This window comes from Velazquezella soli, from assembly GCF_977018685.1.
In genome coordinates, this window is the sequence record NZ_CDRNXF010000002.1 from 145616 (window position 1) to 163013 (window position 17398).

Consider the following 17398-nt stretch of genomic DNA (forward strand, 5'->3'; position numbering starts at 1 on the left):
TCCCCTTCTGATTTTACCTCGGCGATATGATTTTCGTTGACGACCATATCTGACCTTTATCTTGCTTCGCTAAGCGAACTTCACAGCGTTTTACCGAGCAAATTTCTGGTAGAGGTTCGGACAAACTCGGAGAACATTTCGGACTGTTTGGATCCCGAGTCATCTTTCGGAATCCGCGCCTCAATGGCGAGGTTTACACGAGACCGGAACTCCGGGTCTCCTTTGCTGGCGTGATCTACGAGCGCTTTCACGATGGTGCTACGGACGAGCCCTCCCGCTGAACGACGCAGCTCTTCCCGGTTTTTCACATCGTCTTCGGAAAAACCAGAATCAGGCGGCAGCACAACGCTTTGGGAGTTGTTGTCGTCTGACTTCCAACCTCGAGCGATGGTCCCGCCTACACGCAGTAACTTTGACGCCTTTCTTACGTCGCCACCTCTTTGGGTCGCAACGTCAGCACCGCACGCAATTAGGAACAGATGATGTATCGCCACGTCGGCATAGTAATCATCCCGTCTGCGCCTTGTTGGGTGACCCAGATAAGGATGGGCCGCAGCGTCTCTTCTTGCTTTCTCGACTGCAGCCGAAATGGCACTTTCCAGCTCATGCTGGATCTGAAGACCTTCGGCCGCACTCGAATCTGTCGCTTTGTCTGCCATCTTTTGTTCCTCAATCAGGTTCAGTCGATCCGGGTGGATATCAGAGACAGAGGGCTCTTACGCTTGTCTGAGAAACCTCGCGAACCGGCTTACGAAGGCAATCCGAGTTGCCCTTTAAAACATACCGTTTGAATTCGCAAAAACCTTGGGAAGGATCTGGAGTACGTCCCAGTGCTCAACGATTTTACCGGAGCGATCACACCGAAAGATGTCGATCGCAGCATAGTCATCGCTTCCTGGCCAGGTCTGACAGCAATGGATGACAACCAAGTCACCCTCGGCCACGGCGCGTTTAATCTCCACCTGCTTGCCAGGAAACTCGCGTGCCATTCGCTCGAAGTAGGCAACAAACCCTGCCCTGCCGCTTTCAACATGGGGGTTATGCTGAATGTATTCGTCGCCGATATACCGCTCCACCGCCTCGCGCGGCTGGCAATCGTTGAACATCAAATTGTAAAAAGCGATGACATTCGCCTTGTTCCGTTCGGAATCGCCTATCTTCTCCGCGTGCAAAAAGCAGCCCTCCTCCGGTTTTTTCCGCAGGGTTCAGAAAGCACCTCAACCACTGACGATGCCAAGCTGCGTCTGCATAATGGATGCCGCGTTGTAGCAGTGAAAAGAGGTGACTTTCCCGTCTTCGACGTGAAAAACATCGCAGCACGGCACATCTATTATTCTACCTGTTGGAGCAATGGTCCCGGAGGGAAGCGCTAGTTCACCTGTATGCGTGCCACGTATGGCAAGTTCGACAACGGCAACGTTCCCCGCGAAGTGCATGTCGAACAGTTCGCGGTGTATATCGGGAAAGGCAGCCGTTAGGGCAGCTAGATAGGCACCGATGTCCTTGCCTCGAAGCGTTACCTCGGCGGGAATGTCGGTCATGTATCCATCGCTGGAAAAACTGCTGACGAATGTCTCCATGTCCAAGGCGTCGCCCTCAGCAACGGAGTAGAGTTTGCGGATAATCGTCTCGATGTGGCTCATTCTAATTCCTTTGAGCGTTAAATAGGTAGGATAGTTGATGATCCGTCGTCGATGTTCGAAGTGCTGGCCGGAGCTATTCTAGATCTGTGCCTGTCCGCCGTCGGCAAAGAGTTCGCTGCCGTTGACGAAACTGCTGTCTTCGGAGGCCAGAAACAACGCCGCCGCTGCCGTTTCTTCGGTTCTGCCCATTCGACCTAGTGGGATTTGGGCCTCCATTGCCGCAACGAAAGCGCGCTTTGCTTCTTCACTCGAATTTAGAGCGTGCAAACCCGGCGTTGAGGTCGCACCAGGAACGAGTACGTTCACGCGGATGCGTCGGGGCGCAAGGTCCAAGATCCAGTTGCGGGCGAAGCCTCGGATCGCTGCTTTGCTGGCGCCGTAGACACTAAAGGCTGGTGAGCCTGTGGTTGCGGCGGTGGAGCCGGTCACGATTATCGAGGCACCGTCTACGAGAAGAGGCAAAGCCTTCTGAACAGTAAACAGTGTTCCCTTGACGTTCGTTGCGAAGGTGCGTTCGTATTGCTCCTCCGTAATTTCTGACAACGCCGCGAATTCGCCGCCGCCAGCATTTGCGAACAAGACGTCGATTTTATCAGCTTCGTTGCGAACGATCTCGTAGAGCCGGTCCAGGTCCGACATACTTGAAACATCGCCTTGGACACCTCGTGCGCCGTGACCGACCTCCGCCACTGCCCTTTCCAATTCCGCCTGCCTCCTGCCCGTCATGAACACGCGAGCGCCCTCTTGCGCAAAGCACTTGGCGCTCGCCAGGCCGATTCCGCTGTTCGCCCCTGTTATGACCGCGACCTTTCCCTCAAGTTTGCCCATTTCCAGCTCCAATCGTTGCAGAAGTTCGAATTGTAATCGAAGCTAACATCTTGTATAGTACCTACCTTTAGGTAACTAGGAGGTAGTGCTTTGGTGACGGATAGTGCAGAATGTGGCCTTGATGTCGCGCTTGCGGTGATGGGGGGAAAGTGGAAGCCTATGATTTTGTACCATCTGCAGCATGGTCCCAGACGGTTTGGAGACCTCAAGCGATTGATGGGCGGTATTAGCGAGAAAGTGCTGATCCAGCAGCTACGGGATCTCCAAACGGTCGGCGTGCTCGTTCGGCATGATTATAAGGAAGTGCCACCGAGGGTAGACTATACAGTAACTCCTTTCGGAATGACGCTTGTGCAAGCTCTTATGCCGCTATGCTACTGGGGCACCCAAAACAGATTAGAGGTGACACGAGTCATGGCTGGGAACCCGCCCATTTAGGAATTGGTGTCGTCCTCGAGTTTACGTAGTGCGCAACCCCGCGATAAGTACAGATACTAGCTTCCTGGCATTGCACTCCCAGTCTCCATGAGAGGCAATCGCGGCCACTCCTGCAACGGCGCGCATCAAATCAAGCGGATCAAAATCAGGACGGACGCACTTTGCGGCCACAGCGCTCTCAAATAAATCGGTTAACGCGGCCCTGACATCTGCTCCTGATGAGCCCGCTATCGCATAGGATGGTGACACCAATGCACTGACAGCCTCCGCAACGATTTGCTTGGTGGCGATATAATCCACAAAAGCTGTCATCCATGACCTAAGTGCCTCCAACGGGGCGAGTGTTTCAGCAAAAAATGAGGCGGCTTCGACCAGCTCGCGGGTGTCTTCACGGCACACGGCTTCCACCAACGCGGCTCTATTTGGAAAATGGCGATAAAGCGTTCCATTTCCTACTCCCGCGGCCTGAGCGATTTCATCGAGACTGGCAGCAACTCCTTTTTCAGAAAGGATTCGGTTAGCCGCCTCCAGTATGAGCGCCCGGTTTCGCTGCCCGTCTGAGCGAGTTTTACGCATTGCAGGGGGTGGCGAGTCTTCCAACAGCGTTTCCTTCTTGCTAAGAGGAGCATCACTCCTTATATAAGCGGAGTGATGCTCCTATTGTTATATTATCGGGAATGACAGCGTGCGGCAATTAGATGCGCGACACGATCAACCAGGATGGCGCAGAAAATGGACAAAATATTTAACGACATCTCCACCACAGATGACGTTCTTGAAGGTGCCGATCTAAGCGGGAAAAGAGTCCTTCTGACCGGCGTTTCGGCTGGCCTTGGCCTTGAGACCGCCCGCGCTCTTGCTTCACACGGCGCTGAGGTGGTCGGCACTGCTCGCAATCTCAACAAGGCGAGAGCAGCGATAGCGCAAGCTGCCAGGGACGCGCGAAATGGCGGTTCGATCGAGCTACTCGATCTGGATCTTGCATCCTTATCGAGCATACGAGCTGGAACCGATGCACTGGTGGAAGACGGCAGGTTGTTCGATGTGGTCATCAACAACGCGGGTGTCGCTCATCCGCCCTTCGGCCGAACATCTGATGGTTTTGAGACCCAGTTCGGGACAAATCATCTCGGCCATTTTGTTTTGACGAACCGCATTGTCTCCTTGATTGCTTCTGGGGGAAGGGTCGTGAATGTCGCCTCGGCAGCCCATCGGTTTTCAGACATCGATCTCGATGACCTCAATTACGAACATACCGCCTATGACCCATTCATTTCTTATGGAAGATCCAAGACAGCATGTATTTTGTTTGGTGTCGAATTTGACCGACGTTACCGATCGATAGGTATCCGAGCGACTTCCGTACATCCGGGGGTGATCAAAACCGAGCTTTCACGTCACGTGGACTCCACAGGCATCGACAAGATGGTGGAGACCATGAATGCGGATCGTTCGAAAGCCGGAAAACCGCTCTTTCGTCTTAAGAGCATTCCGCAAGGCGCAGCAACGTCTGTTTGGGCTGGGTTTGTCGCCAACGCGGGCGACGTCGGTGGCCATTACTGCGAAAACTGCCACGTAGCTACCATTGTCGACGGGCCCCTTGATGCTGTAGAAGAAGGCCTTTACGCCTACGCTGTAGATACGCAGCGGGCCGAGGCGCTTTGGCACAGAAGTGAAGAAATGGTTGGAGAACGCTTCTGAGCGTTCAGTCCAGTTAGCTTCGTCTCCTAGCGATTTTTTGATTATCCAAGGCGAGAGTGATCTTTAAGTCGCTGACCGGGACGCTAAGATATTGCGGAATCTTGCACCATGAGCAGATCCTGTCCTGATTTCAGGGAAAACCACGTGCGGAAAAGTGTGCCACCGAACAATCCAGCAGGCAAAGCAACAACCTATGCCGACCAAGGACTGCCTCCCGGCACAGGTTCGTTGACCCACTTCAAGGTTTACTGAAGAGCTACGTTGGCGCCAATAGAGACCTCGCACAGGGGACTGTCGCGCCATATGAAACATCACTGAGACCAGTTTCGCTGATGAGCGTGATAGGCGTTGAATGGGGATGTATATTCGAAAGTTTGTTTATGCTATCCTCCGATAAGCCAACACAATGACCCGACCCAGCTATCTCGGCGCGATCGACGCACTGAATATCCTTAAAGACCTTACCCACTTCGACCCCCACGTTGCCGGGACGCCGCCTCTTGGACTTCACACGGCCAAAAGCGATATCGACATTCTGTGTCATAGCGTCAGTATCGACCATTTCGTAGAGACATTGTGGGCGCTGTATTCAGATCAGACAGGATTTCATGTATGGCAGTGGGCCTCCGATGGTAGGCCGGTCGTCGCCCGTTTTACGGCCCATACTTGGGATTTCGAGATTTTCGGCAGTGCCGAACCTGTCGAGCGCCAACCCGGATGGCAGCATTTTTTGGTCGAACATCGACTGCTCGCGCTTGGTGGGCCATCGTTCAGGGCGAAGGTGATGGAACTCCGTCATGCCGGTCTTAAAACAGAGCCGGCTTTCTGGTCGGTTCTGAACCAGTCGGGTGACCCCTATTCCGGCATGCTGTCACTCATCGGCTGGTCCGACCAGGCCATGGCAGGGCTTTTGCAGAACGCGGGCTTTAACGCGCCAGCTTAAGCCAAAGGTAGGACAGAATTGATGTCCGCAAGACGTGCCGTCCGGCGCGCGATGCAGAAGCGATCGCAGGCCAGACATCAATGATCGCTCAAAACGAGCAGTGAAGCAGCACGTCCTGCATCCTGACTAACAGCATCCTGTGATAGCTCGCACAGGACAGTTTTCAGAGGGAATAATGGCCCCCGCTCCAAGTTCAATCAACACTTTTAGCTTCCAAAAAGTGTGCTAGTTGCCTCTCCATGCCTGCCTCACCGACAGAAGTCAGGACTGGTTTTCCGATTTTATCCAGTTTGCGGCGGCCTCTCAGTCATCACGTCCGCTTGCCCAAAAAGCTGTGCCTTCGAAATGGCTGATCGTCGGTTCCTCCGAGAAATATTCCTGTATGCCTCTCATGAATACCTCATGATCTTCGCTCGCTTCGAAGCCCGGCGTGTGATCCTCAAGCGAGCGCCACTGCACGATAAGATTGAAAACTTCTGGCGTTTCGATCCCTTGCGCCAGAACGTGGCCTCGGTAACCCTGAGCGCTGCTAAGTAACGGAACCACGTCGGAAAATGCTTGTCTAAACGTTTCAGTTTGCTCCTTGTGAACGGTGAGCACCGCGATCTCATAAATCATGATTGCACCTTTCCAGGTTTTAAGGGTTTATGAAGCTGCCCGTGCAGGCTCAGCCGACGGGTCGACCGCGATCGCGATCTTGCCGCGGACACCGTTGTTTGGGGTTTCGAGCAGTGCATGTGCGAGGGAGAGATCAGCGAGGGCATAGACAGCGCCCACATGCGGCCGGAGCTGACCACGTTCAACCAAAGTGGCGAGTTCATCGAGCTTGCCTTGGTTCTGCCGTGTGAACACGAAGTGGTAACTTGCATTCTTGCCCCAAGCCTCGATGAGGTTCTGTGGCTGTGCGATGTCCACGATCGAGACAACACGGCCAAGCTGTGCAAGCACTTTTGCGCTGTGGGTTAATGTATCGCCGCCGAGCGTATCGAAGACGACATCAACCCCGCGGCCATCCGTTTCCCGCATGATGGCATCGATGTAGTCTTCTTTCCTGTAGTCAATGACCACATCGGCCCCAATGCTCCGTGCAAAGTCCAAGTTATCTTCGCGTACGGTCGTGAATACCTTCGCGCCTATGGCTTTCGCGACCTGGATCGCCACATGACCGACCCCTCCCGCGCCGCCATGGATCAGGATGCTCTCTCCTACTCTTAGAGCCGCACGCGAGACCAGAGCCTCCCACGCCGTGCCGCCAACCAGGCTGAGGCTTGCTGCTTCGAGATGGCTTAGAGACTTGGGTTTGCGTCCGATAATGTTTTCGTTGGCGACGTGATACTCGGCATAGCTGCCCGGACCATCAAAGATTTGCGGCGTGTACCAGACCTCGTCTCCCGGAGCGAACGCCTTTACCCCTGGACCAACGGCTTCGACAACGCCGGATACGTCATGACCGGTAATGGCCGGCAATGGTACATAATCACGATAGTCGCCTCGCCGAACCTGATAATCCAAGGGATTGATCGACGTGGCATGGACGCGGACCAAAACTTGCCCCGCCTGGGGATCTGGCTTTGGTAGTTCGGAGAGCTCGAACGATTCTGGGCCGCCGAAAGATTTGAGTGTCATCGCTTTCATTGTAAGGTTCCCTGTTTTGGCAAAGGTGAAAACTGCGGATTGTCGGCATCGTCCGTAACAACGGGGGTCTTGCCAGTTTGCAGGCGTTGATCAGAGATGCTGTCAGGGCTTTGTCTTGACAGCGGCCGCGCGGTTCATGGGCCACTGATGCAGAAATTTGGAATGACTTCAGTTCCGATCTCATCGAGAACATCGGCTACCGGTCTCCGGCTGAACTTGAGGTTCAGCGCGACGTGGTTGATCCCACTTGAGCGGAGGTCGCCCAACAGATCGGCTAGACCCCGCCGGCCCACCCTATATCCGAGATGGATGGGTCTTCGCGGCGTATTCGGATCTGCGGCCAGATCGACGTAGAGCGATTGAGCAATTGGCTTGAACCCTGCTCCAAGGCGGTCGACTGTTTCGCGCCAATGCGAGGCGACCTGCGCCTGCTGAACTAAGTCCCGCGGATAAGTGAGCCAGCCATCGCTACGCTGCGCGATCCAGTCCAGCGATTGCTGGCTTTGCCCCGTAACGAGGGTGGGCTGCCGGCGCGAAAGAGGTTTTGGCACGAGATCGCCGCCGGCCGCCAGCCGCCCATAGTGCGCCGACACGTGGACCGGAAAACGCTTCGTCAGCAACACCTCGACATAGTCGAATGCTTCGCGGAAGAGTTCGCCACGCAGGTTCGCATCGCGGCCATAGGCCGGGTACTCGACCGGACGATCGCCCGAAGCAACGCCGAACACGAAACGTCCGCCGGATAGGCGATCGAGCGACGCGGCCGCCTTGGCGACATCAATGGGGTGATGGAGCGGCAGGATGATGGCACCTGTAGCGAGGGCGATGCTGGACGTGTGCGCCGCGATCGTCGCGAGCCAGACGAAAGGGTCGTAGATCTGGCCCAGATCGCCGAAGCTCGGGTCGTTCAGCGGCACGTCCCGCGCCCAGAGCGCAGCAAAACCGAGACGCTCGGCTTGCTGGGCAAGCTCGATCTGGTCTTGCATACTCGGCTCGGGTCCGTCGAAAGACTCGATCGGAAAATAGACCCCGACCGTCAACTGCTTGGGCGCGAACATCGACGCGTAGCCGCGGCCAAAAGGGTTGCGCCCGGTATTTTCGACCCGCGATGGGCCTATATTCATTGTTTTATCCTTCCTGAGACGGACGGTCGGGTTGTCCTTCGACCGTCCGCGCGATGTTCCAGATGTCGCGTTAGGCACTCGCCTCGCCCGACACGTCGATCACGACCTTGCCGCGCAATCCGCGCGCGGAGCCGTTTTCCAACAAATCGTGGGCTTCCCCGATGCGGGCAAGCGGCAGTGTGGCGCCTATGACGGGCTTTACCAGACCGCGCTCGACCAGGTCCGTGAGCGCATTGAGCTTGCCGCGATTTTGTCGGGTGAACACGAAATGATAGGCTGCGTTCTTGCCCCAGGCCTCTATGAGGTTCTGCGGCTGCGCGATATCGACGAGACTGACCACACGTCCGGCATCCGCCAGAGCGAGAGGGCTTCGTGTGAGCGTGTCACCGCCGATGGTGTCGAAAACGACGTTCACACCCTCCCCTCCGGTCAGCCGGGTCACCGCCTCCACGTAGTCTTCCGCGGTGAAGTCGATGGCCTCGTCGGCACCGAGCGAGCGCACGAACTCGTGGTCTCGGGAGAGCGCCGTCGTGATTACCCGTGCGCCAATCGCCTTGGCTACCTGAACGGCAATCGTGCCAACGCCACCAGCGCCGCCATGAATGAGGATTGTTTCGCCTGCCTTAAGCTGTGCGCGCTGGTTGAATGCCTCCCAAACCGTGCCGCCAACGAGCGTCAAGCTCGCAGCTTCGAGGTGCGTAATATTGCGAGGCTTGCGGCCGACGAGCTCTACGTCGGCGACGTGTTGCTCTGCGTATGAGCCGGCCCCGCCGAAGATCTTCGGTGTGTAATAGACTTCATGACCAACGGCGAACTCATCAACGTCTGAACCCGGTTCCTCAACCACGCCTGAGATGTCGTGTCCGATGATTGCGGGCAACGGCACATAGTCAGTGTAGTCGCCGCGGCGGATCTGGTAGTCAAGTGGATTAACAGCGGTCGCATGCACCCGCACTCGTATTTGGCGCGAACCCACTGTCGGCACTTGCACGTCGCGAATTTCGAATACGTCCGGGCCACCGAAACGGGTGAGGACGGCTGCCTTCATAGTATTGGTCATGATGATATCCGTTTCATTAGAAGAACACTGACGGCGCCCTCAGAAAATGGCGCCGTCTCGATGTCTCGTATTTAGACTTCCGTGATTGCTTTCAGTAGCAGGCCTGTCTTAGGATCAGTTTCAACAAAATTTTGAAAGTGGTGTCATGGACGTTGACGATTTAAACTTGTTCGTACGCATCGCCCAACTTCGCAGCATCAGCGCCGCGGCTCGCGATTTAGGTCTGACGCCGGCAGGAGCCAGCGCCAGACTCGCATCACTCGAGCGCAAACTCAGCGCCAGACTTCTCCATCGTACGACGCGACAGGCGACCTTGACCGAGGACGGTCTTGCATTCCTACCGCACGCAGAACACCTTGTGCTGGCTGCAGGATCCGCTCGAGCGGCGCTCGGGCGAGAGCAAGCCGCGCCCCGAGGCACATTGCGGGTAGCGGCTCCGGCATCTTTCGCGCGCATGCATATCGTGCCAGGTCTGCCCGACTTCTGCAGGCAATTTCCTGAACTGGCTCTCGATTTTCGCATTTCGGACAGCATCGTCGATCTCGTCGAAGGTGCGTTCGATGTGGCGGTTCGTTATACAGAGCTCAGCGACTCGTCATTCATTGCGCGGCGACTTGCGCCGGACCATCGAGTGCTGGTTACGTCGCCCCAGTACATCGAGCAACGCGGGCGGCTAAACACTCCCGACGACTTAGCGAAGCATGCCTGCCTTGTTGTCGGCACGCTCGATCTCTGGACGTTTCGTGGGAAAGATGGCGAGGTGATTGAGCGCCGCGTTACCCCAAGCCTTCGCATCAATGACGGGGCCGCCGTGCGAGACGCAGCCTCTTCAGGGCTTGGTATTGCTCTGATGGCGACTTGGTGCGCATCGGACGAGCTCCGGTCCGGTGCCCTCGTGCCAGCGCTACCCGAATATCCGCTGATCTCAACCCAGACGCTATGGGCAATATACCCAAGTTCCCGCGAGCTGGCGCCGAAAGTGCGGGTGTTCATCGACTGGCTCGTCAATCGATTCGGAACTCAACCATATTGGGACCAAGGTTTGGAACGATCTTTGTTGAGGAGGTGAGAACCCGTTCCAAGCGTTAGACTTAGTCAAGCGCGACTTTGTCTTATATCCCGCAGCCCGCGCGTGTTAACACGCCATGGACCGTTCCTCGGCGACGGGTGATGTGTTCAGCATCAGGGCGTTTTTATAAAGCACGTTTCTAGCCACTTGGAACGACATGGACGCTATTTCCCTGTCAAATCGCCGATCAACGATAAAGTTGCTTTCACGCGAGCTTCATTTGGGAAGTTTCTGTTTGCAAGGACAACAACACCAATGCTTTGGCTTGGCACCATAGCAATGTAACCGCCAAAGCCATTCGTTGAACCGGTCTTGTTAAGGATCACATCTTTTCTACCGGTGATCTGCAGATTAATTTTCTCGAAAGGTTGAGGCTTCATAATGAAGTCGTAGCCATTTCCAGTCAGCATCGTTTGCAAATTAGCGGGCCAAGGGTAAGTCTCCCAAATCATCGCCTGTGAGAAAAAAACCGTACTGAATTGTTCCTCCTGAGTACGCTCAACAGCCTTTCGCAGCTCACCATCGATCTTCCCGCCTCCTAGTTCAACATCCAGCACTGTGAGCATGTCGCGCGCGCTCGACTTCACGCCGTAAGCTTCGGCGTCCAAAACCCCCGGGTTTACGCGAATGGGTGCGTTAGTCTTGCGGTCATAACCATAAGCGTATTGGCTCATCTCACTTTTCGGAACGTCGATCCATGTGTTGGTAAGGCCGAGTGCCGGGAACAGCAGATCTTGCGCCGCCTGCTTGTAAGTTGTTCCAAACGCTTTGCCTGTAATGTAACCTAGCATGCCTATGCTGATGTTTGAGTAGCTTCGCTTTTCCGGCTGGGGCGGCCGCCAGCTCTTGAGCCATGTGATGAGACCATCAGTATCGGTGATGTTGTCCGGTATTTGCAGAGGCAGTCCACCCGAGTGATGCGTAGCCAAGTCCATTAAAGTCAAATTTTCACCGATCGCGCATGCGTCGGCACAAATGTGATGTGCGACCGTGTCATCCAGGCTGAGTTTCCCACGCTCCTCAGCAAGGGCCGCCATTGTGGCGGTGAAGATTTTACTCATCGAGCCGAGCTCGAACAGACTGTCAGGGGTGGCCTGCTGGTTGTCAGCACGTGATGCCAGCCCAACCGCGTAAAAATCGTGCTTGCCGTTTCGTGTGACACCGACCACCAAGCCGGGAATGTCGTATTCTTTCACAACGGGATCGAATGACGCTTTAGCGCTCTCGATAAAGTCATCCGCTCGCACCGTCGGCGTAAGGGATGCTAAGAAAAGCGTCGCAGATGCAAAAAGATGCCAATACCGCTTCATGTCACACTCCTTGTTTTCAGTCAAAATCGACGCTACGCCGACTATCAGGCGCACTTTGCTGAGTCATCGGCACCATTTGCGTCGCAGCAACGGAGCAAACCGCTCGCCTATCAGGCGGTGGGTTTCTGCATCAGGGTGCAGTCTATCTGGTAGCGGTAGGCGACCGTGGTCCTCTTCGCCGTATAATTCACGCCCGTCTAGATAATGGATGTTTGCATCGTCCCTTGCCCGCCTTTCAACAATGGACTGAAGATGTTCACGGATGACGGTAAGAGTCAGTTTTCCCATTGCAACCTCTTCAGGCCGTCCGGAGGCTAAAAACTTTGATTGTCCCGTTGCCAGCGCCTGGAAATCAAATACTCCCGGACCAGGCGTTGTTTCATGGATCGGGCAATAAATCGGTGAAATAACCAGAAGTGGTGTTTCGGAGTGACCTTCTCGGATTCTGTCGAGAAAGCCATGCACCGCAGGGCCAAACGCCCGCAGTCGCATTACGTCTAAATTAACGAGGTTAATCCCCATCTTAATGCTGATAAGATCGGCGGGGACGTCACAAATTGTTCGAGCCATGAAAGGATCAAGCAGTGCATTGCCGCCGAACCCCAGGTTCACAAGGTCTTGGCCGGTCAGTCTCGCTGCGACGGCGGGCCACGTACCTGTCGGAGAGGTAGCGTTCGACCCTTGGCTAATCGAGCTGCCATGGTGAAGCCAGACCGGTGTCCCTGTACTGACAAGCGGCCGAACGGGAGCGTTCGTGCGCAAGCCTCCGATCTCGGTAATTTCGTTGTGCGGCAGCCAAATCTCGACCAGCTTCTCGCCATAGGCTAGACCGCTGAACTGCAGGGTTTGGACGGATCCCTGCTCGCGAGTCGTGGTTCCTGAAGACAGGTCGATCCGCAGGATCGATGCTTCAATGGCGGACTGCTGAGCTGTCATCTGTCCGTCAATGTACAGCTCATAGATCCCGTTCGGCCGTGGCGGAACGCCAGTAATCTGCCGACGGATGGGTAAAACGTCCAGAGCAATATCTGTCGCTTCTGTTTTAAACACTAGCCGAAGGCCAGACGGCTCTGTCTCCACCATTGTAAGAAGTGGGTCCGAGAATTGCGCCCTTGCCTTGGTGGGCAGCCGATGCGGTAACACACCGAAGGGCGTCTGCTCCAGTTCAACGAACCCACGGACTAAGGGTTCGGTAATCGGCGTCGATAACGTGAGGTTGTCCATCTGTAATTTCTGTATTTTTCGAGTAAAACAATTGAGACGTTTGCTTGATGTCTTAGTTGGTAGAGCGGGCAGACATCTCGGCCACATTGTCTTCGAACGACGACGTCATTAGTTTTTTAGAACCAGCTTGGCGGAGGCCACCTGTGCCGTCGGAGATCCGAATGCATAGCCGCCACCGAGTGCGACGTTGAGCGAGACATAGTCCTGCGCCATCTGCTGTACGGCCTGGGCCAGACTTGCCTGGGCGGTGGAGACTTCGCGCTGTGCGTCGAGAACGTCGAGCAGCGAGGAGGCGCCATCACGATAGCTGGCGGTCGCGAGCTGCAGCGCTTCCTCATAGGATTTCACGGTCGCACGGAGCGCCGCCACGGTGCGGCCATCGCGGGCAACGGCGGCAAGCGCGTTCTCGACTTCCTCGACGGCATCGAGAACCTTCTGCTTCCAGGACAGATAGGCTTCGCGGGCGGACGAACCGGACGACTTGACGTTGGCACGCAGGGCGCCGCCATCGAAGATCGGAAGGATCAGCGCTGGACCAAAGGACCAGGACAAGGCGCCACGTTCGCCAGCGCTAGCAACGCGGGTGTAGGATGGCGAGATGGAGCCACCGAGCGTAATCGCCGGATAGAGCTGTGCTTCGGCAACGCCGATCTGAGCCACGGCCGCTGCCAGCGCGCGCTCGGAAGCACGAATGTCGGGGCGATTGCGGATCAGGTCGGCCGGGATGCCGGACTTGGTGCTGTAACGCGCCGCCGGCTGGCGGGCGCCGGCCTGAAGTTCGGGAAGCAATGCGGATGCAGGCATGCCCAGCAAGGTCGCGATGCGATGGGCCGCCGTGCGATACTGGGTTTCGAGACCCGGAAGTTCCGAAAGCGTCGAATTGACGAGACCTTCCGCCTGTACCACGTCGAGCCTGGAGGCAGCACCGGCTTCGAGCTGAAGCTTGGTGAGATCAAGCGTTTCACGGCGAGAACCGAGGTTCTTTTTGGTGATCGCGATACGCTCCTGATAGTAGCGAACATCGATATAGGCTGCGGCAACCTGCGAAAGCAGGCTCAGGCGCGCAACGTCGACACTTGCATAGGAGGCGTCGAGATTGGCAAGAGCCGATTCCTTGCTGCGGCGGTAAAGGCCGAACAGATCCAGGAACCAGGACGCGCTGGCTCCACCGACGGCGGATGATTGCGGGGGTGTTGATGTTGTTGGACCGAGCCGCCCGCCGATGTCCTTGCTGCCGCTGCGCTCGCCCTGAGCATCGATATCGAGTGAAGGAAGACCGCCGGCGCCTGCACTGACGACGGACGCCTGGGCCTGATTGATGCGTTCCAGGGCCTGAAGAACGCCGAGGTTCTGCGACAGGCCCGTCTGCATGTAGTCGTTCAGGCGGGTGTCGGAAAACGCCGTCCACCAAGCCTTCATGGAAACGTCGCTGTTGCTCGTCTGCCCGCCCTCGGCAAACTTTGAAGGAAGGGACACTTCCGGGGCCCGATAGTTCGGTCCGACCACGCAGCCGGAAAGGAGGAGTGTGACGAGAGGGGCGGCTACGCGAATAGATGTCATACGTTGGATGGCACTCATTTCAGGCGAAAACAGCACAGTCACGCAACCGCGTCCATAGTTGAGGAGGGTATGGGTGCCATAACCGATAGTTATACCAAAGGCTCCGCCCGTTTTCAGCCTCGCGGAGTGCATCGCAGGCGGTTCCTTGGACGCAGCTGACATGAACCTGTTTGTGCGTAACGCTCAGCTCCATCAGCGCGACGGCCCGCGATCTTGGCCTTTCTCCCACGCCTGCCAGCGCGAGACTGGGGGCGCTCGAACGATGGCTATGCGCCCGACGTCTCCAGCGAACTGTCGACGCATATCGAAATCTACTCCCCGAAGCTGCTGCCGGACAGTATCCCTGCGGCAACAATCAGCATACCGCCTACAAGCAGGCCGCTACTGAGCGTCACAAATCCAAATGCCAGCAGAATCACTGCACTTAGGAGAGGTGTGGCATACGCCATTGTTGCCAATAAATGCTGCTCCCCGCGCCGCAACCCGTTGTCCCACAGGATCGCACCTAGTCCGAGTGGCATAGTTCCGACTAGCAACGCGAGCAGGAGGGATGACGCTGATGGGGTGACTGTCGTTTCAGTAAGTACGTGCAGAGCTGCAGCAACGAGCGCAGACCCTGCAAATCCCAAGGTCAAAACCGGCCTTGCAGTATCACCTTCAACCATACGGAATATGCAGAAGGAGGCCCACGCAACGGCACTCCCCAAGGCAAAACCAATGCCGAGCCAGGATAGCGTGAAACCACTTCCACCGATGACAAGCGCGGCACCCGCCAAGCCAGTTGCGACTGCGAGCATTCTTCGCCGATTCATGTCTATCAAGTGTAGGCTGCTTGCCAACACTACGATCATAATTGGCCACAGGTAGGATATTAGGTTTGCCTGTGCCGGCGGTATGAGGTGCATTGCAAAAACGTAAAGCGCATTCGAGCCCAGAAGTCCTATGACAGCCATGAGCACAGCCAACCACCGGACATTTCGGATGCTTGTAGGCTGGGCGTTGGTTCGATCGATTACACCTAGCAGCACCGCGCCCGTGCCAAAGGCAATAGTCAACAATTGGAAGGTAGGAAGCCGTGAGGCGATGGGTGGCACAGTGGACGATAAGGTCGCGAGAAGTGGCCAGGTTGACCAGAGCGGGATGGCCAGCGCCCCAAGCAAAGTCCACCTTGCCTTAGTCAGTTGACGTTCACTGTTTGAATATAAAGAACTGTCATTTTTTGAGCTCACTTCACACCATGCCCATTCTCCATTCAGCTTTTCTCCTCCTCCGCAATACGAGACAGATTTATCTCGTTCACCTTTTTGGCTTCTCAGGATAGCGACAAGATTAATGTAGCAATGGAACGACTTTACTTTGCCATCCCCGAGCTGCCACACGTCGCAGCACGGCGCGTCGCACTTTTTGCCCGTTGCTCGGAGGACGCCATCTGGAAGTTTGAGATCACCCTGACGGATACCTTAAAGATTTGGGTCGAATACAACTACATAGTTAAACGTATAATAGAATCTTGCAATACTTTTCATCTTGTTTACAAATTAAACCATATAGGGTCAGGTACTTACCTGTCGGTAAGTACCCGTAATTAATCCTTGAATCTCCCCGCTCCCTCTTCAACGCAGACGAGGAATGTAAGCCTGAGAAAGATTGGGACGCCCTGGCTATTAGATAGTCCTATCGCACTAGACACCGCCGCATAGCACGTTTTATTGCTTGGCACTTACTCGCCGACGGGAAACCGAATACCGACTCGCCAGATCCTGTAGAAGCCGACGTCCTGCAGGCTCAAGAGGACGAGCGGCAGAATAAGCCGCAAAAATGGTCGAGGGCCAGCATTACTTCTGCTGTAATCATCAAGCACGAGCATGACCAATCTCCCCGCATCACTATGCTCTAGAACAAGGTAGGCGGCGGATGATCGATCAACGGCAAGCGCTGGGATAATGTCGGACAATTATCCTGCTTCGCCCGACGGGCGATATTTTGTTGTGCGCAGGCGGCGGTCGCGCAAGGTTGATCCAACACTTGAAAAGCCCATAAGGGATGCACTGCTCAAGGATTTGACGTCTGGACGCCAGGCCGTTCGGGACGCCAAACACGACTGCAATGCGATCGCCAAAGCCCGAAATTTGGTCGGTGACGCCGAGGTTGCCTCGAAACACTCGAAATCAACTTGCCTGCGGGCGCCCTACTCCGTCCAAAGCTTCGCGTAATTCCTCAGCTCGTTCGTTGCTAATTTGACATGCCGTTTCGATCTGGTGCGGGATCGAACTTATGCTTTCACAGAGATCCTCCCCAGCGGAGGTCAAATCCACCATCACCCGTCGTTCATCCTGTTTATCCCGCCTCCTAGTGATCAGCCCAGATGCTCCAGCCGTTTTACGATTGGGGTAATCGTGCCAGTATCCATACCGAGCCTCTGGCCCAGTTCACCGACTGAGGACGGTCGCGTGCCAAGCAGCTCTAATCAAAAGGAGAAGATTTCTATATAATGGTGGCTCGATTAGAGGAGGCGGTGATGATGCAGAAAGCCAGCCCGCAGAAACTTGACCCGAACACGTTATCAAGGATATCCGCCGTGCGACGCGCAAGCATTGGCCTGAGCGGAGATGAAAGCATTGCCACTCTTTGCCGTGGCGAAGGCATTGCTGAGAGCCTTTAATATAGTTGGTCGAAGGAAATTCTGGAAGCCGGCAAGAGCGGCTGGTCCGGGATACGGCATATTCAGCAACCTCCGATGAGGTGGAGGTTCTGCGCTGTGAAATGCGCGATCTGACAGAAGTTGTCGCGGAACAGACACTAGGAGTGCGGATACGAGGAATGAAGCTGCGGTCGGGTGTCCGCCGAGGCTTCCGACCCATCA

At 55.7% G+C, this 17398-nt stretch carries 17 protein-coding genes and 1 pseudogene; 5 read left to right on the forward strand and 13 right to left on the reverse strand.

Going from position 1 to position 17398, the window contains the following annotated elements; genetic code table 11:
• Positions 1-80: 80 nt before the first annotated feature.
• The 4 genes from AC0JZ8_RS02460 to AC0JZ8_RS02475 form a co-directional block, all read right to left on the reverse strand.
• Positions 81-659, reverse strand: coding sequence for a hypothetical protein (locus AC0JZ8_RS02460; RefSeq protein WP_471891617.1), 579 nt, complete (start codon positions 657-659; stop codon positions 81-83).
• 114 nt (positions 660-773) lie between these two features.
• Positions 774-1157 carry a nuclear transport factor 2 family protein gene (locus AC0JZ8_RS02465; RefSeq protein WP_471891766.1) on the reverse strand — a complete coding sequence of 128 codons (384 nt, stop codon included), beginning with the start codon at positions 1155-1157 and terminating at the stop codon, positions 774-776.
• Positions 1158-1217: 60 nt separating this feature from the next.
• A complete protein-coding gene (locus AC0JZ8_RS02470) occupies positions 1218-1643 on the reverse strand; it encodes an ester cyclase (protein ID WP_471891618.1) in 426 nt (141 codons plus the stop codon).
• A gap of 78 nt (positions 1644-1721) precedes the next feature.
• Positions 1722-2471 carry an SDR family NAD(P)-dependent oxidoreductase gene (locus AC0JZ8_RS02475; protein ID WP_471891619.1) on the reverse strand — a complete coding sequence of 250 codons (750 nt, stop codon included), beginning with the start codon at positions 2469-2471 and terminating at the stop codon, positions 1722-1724.
• Between the two features lie 138 nt (positions 2472-2609).
• Between AC0JZ8_RS02475 and AC0JZ8_RS02480 the strand changes: the two genes are divergently transcribed.
• Entirely contained in the window at positions 2610-2909 is a 300-nt protein-coding gene (locus AC0JZ8_RS02480; RefSeq protein ID WP_471891767.1) for a winged helix-turn-helix transcriptional regulator, read from the forward strand.
• A 21-nt stretch (positions 2910-2930) separates the two neighbouring features.
• Here the strand turns inward: AC0JZ8_RS02480 and AC0JZ8_RS02485 are convergent, their stop codons facing one another.
• On the reverse strand, positions 2931-3509 hold the full coding sequence (locus AC0JZ8_RS02485; protein ID WP_471891620.1) for a TetR/AcrR family transcriptional regulator: 579 nt from the start codon (positions 3507-3509) through the stop codon (positions 2931-2933).
• Between the two features lie 132 nt (positions 3510-3641).
• On the opposite strand from AC0JZ8_RS02485, the gene AC0JZ8_RS02490 reads away from it, so the two are divergent.
• Both AC0JZ8_RS02490 and AC0JZ8_RS02495 read left to right on the forward strand, forming a co-directional pair.
• Positions 3642-4610, forward strand: coding sequence for an SDR family NAD(P)-dependent oxidoreductase (locus tag AC0JZ8_RS02490; protein WP_471891768.1), 969 nt, complete (start codon positions 3642-3644; stop codon positions 4608-4610).
• Positions 4611-5016: 406 nt separating this feature from the next.
• Positions 5017-5553: a DUF4269 domain-containing protein gene (locus tag AC0JZ8_RS02495; protein WP_471891621.1), complete on the forward strand. Its 537-nt coding sequence runs from the start codon at positions 5017-5019 to the stop codon at positions 5551-5553.
• Positions 5554-5856: 303 nt separating this feature from the next.
• Here AC0JZ8_RS02495 and AC0JZ8_RS02500 read toward each other — a convergent pair whose 3' ends face one another.
• The 4 genes from AC0JZ8_RS02500 to AC0JZ8_RS02515 form a co-directional block, all read right to left on the reverse strand.
• On the reverse strand, positions 5857-6171 hold the full coding sequence (locus AC0JZ8_RS02500) for an antibiotic biosynthesis monooxygenase family protein (protein WP_471891622.1): 315 nt from the start codon (positions 6169-6171) through the stop codon (positions 5857-5859).
• Between the two features lie 27 nt (positions 6172-6198).
• Complete coding sequence (locus AC0JZ8_RS02505) at positions 6199-7188, reverse strand: zinc-dependent alcohol dehydrogenase family protein (RefSeq protein ID WP_471891623.1); 990 nt, start codon at positions 7186-7188, stop codon at positions 6199-6201.
• A 134-nt stretch (positions 7189-7322) separates the two neighbouring features.
• Entirely contained in the window at positions 7323-8246 is a 924-nt protein-coding gene (locus AC0JZ8_RS02510) for an LLM class oxidoreductase (RefSeq protein WP_471891624.1), read from the reverse strand.
• Positions 8247-8382: 136 nt separating this feature from the next.
• Entirely contained in the window at positions 8383-9372 is a 990-nt protein-coding gene (locus tag AC0JZ8_RS02515) for a zinc-dependent alcohol dehydrogenase family protein (protein WP_471891625.1), read from the reverse strand.
• Between the two features lie 145 nt (positions 9373-9517).
• Between AC0JZ8_RS02515 and AC0JZ8_RS02520 the strand changes: the two genes are divergently transcribed.
• Entirely contained in the window at positions 9518-10441 is a 924-nt protein-coding gene (locus AC0JZ8_RS02520) for a LysR family transcriptional regulator (protein ID WP_471891626.1), read from the forward strand.
• 164 nt (positions 10442-10605) lie between these two features.
• Here AC0JZ8_RS02520 and ampC read toward each other — a convergent pair whose 3' ends face one another.
• The 4 genes from ampC to AC0JZ8_RS02540 all read right to left on the reverse strand — a co-directional run bounded on the left by ampC (position 10606) and on the right by AC0JZ8_RS02540 (position 15914).
• A complete protein-coding gene (ampC, locus tag AC0JZ8_RS02525; protein WP_471891627.1) occupies positions 10606-11751 on the reverse strand; it encodes a class C beta-lactamase in 1146 nt (381 codons plus the stop codon).
• Between the two features lie 63 nt (positions 11752-11814).
• Positions 11815-12975, reverse strand: a complete 1161-nt coding sequence (locus AC0JZ8_RS02530) for an SGNH/GDSL hydrolase family protein (protein ID WP_471891628.1) — start codon at positions 12973-12975, stop codon at positions 11815-11817.
• Between the two features lie 108 nt (positions 12976-13083).
• A complete protein-coding gene (locus tag AC0JZ8_RS02535; RefSeq protein WP_471891629.1) occupies positions 13084-14535 on the reverse strand; it encodes an efflux transporter outer membrane subunit in 1452 nt (483 codons plus the stop codon).
• 311 nt (positions 14536-14846) lie between these two features.
• Positions 14847-15914 carry a DMT family transporter gene (locus AC0JZ8_RS02540; RefSeq protein ID WP_471891630.1) on the reverse strand — a complete coding sequence of 356 codons (1068 nt, stop codon included), beginning with the start codon at positions 15912-15914 and terminating at the stop codon, positions 14847-14849.
• Positions 15915-17097: 1183 nt separating this feature from the next.
• On the opposite strand from AC0JZ8_RS02540, the pseudogene AC0JZ8_RS02545 reads away from it, so the two are divergent.
• A pseudogene (locus AC0JZ8_RS02545) lies at positions 17098-17391 on the forward strand (IS3 family transposase); the annotation flags it as partial.
• Positions 17392-17398: the final 7 nt, after the last annotated feature.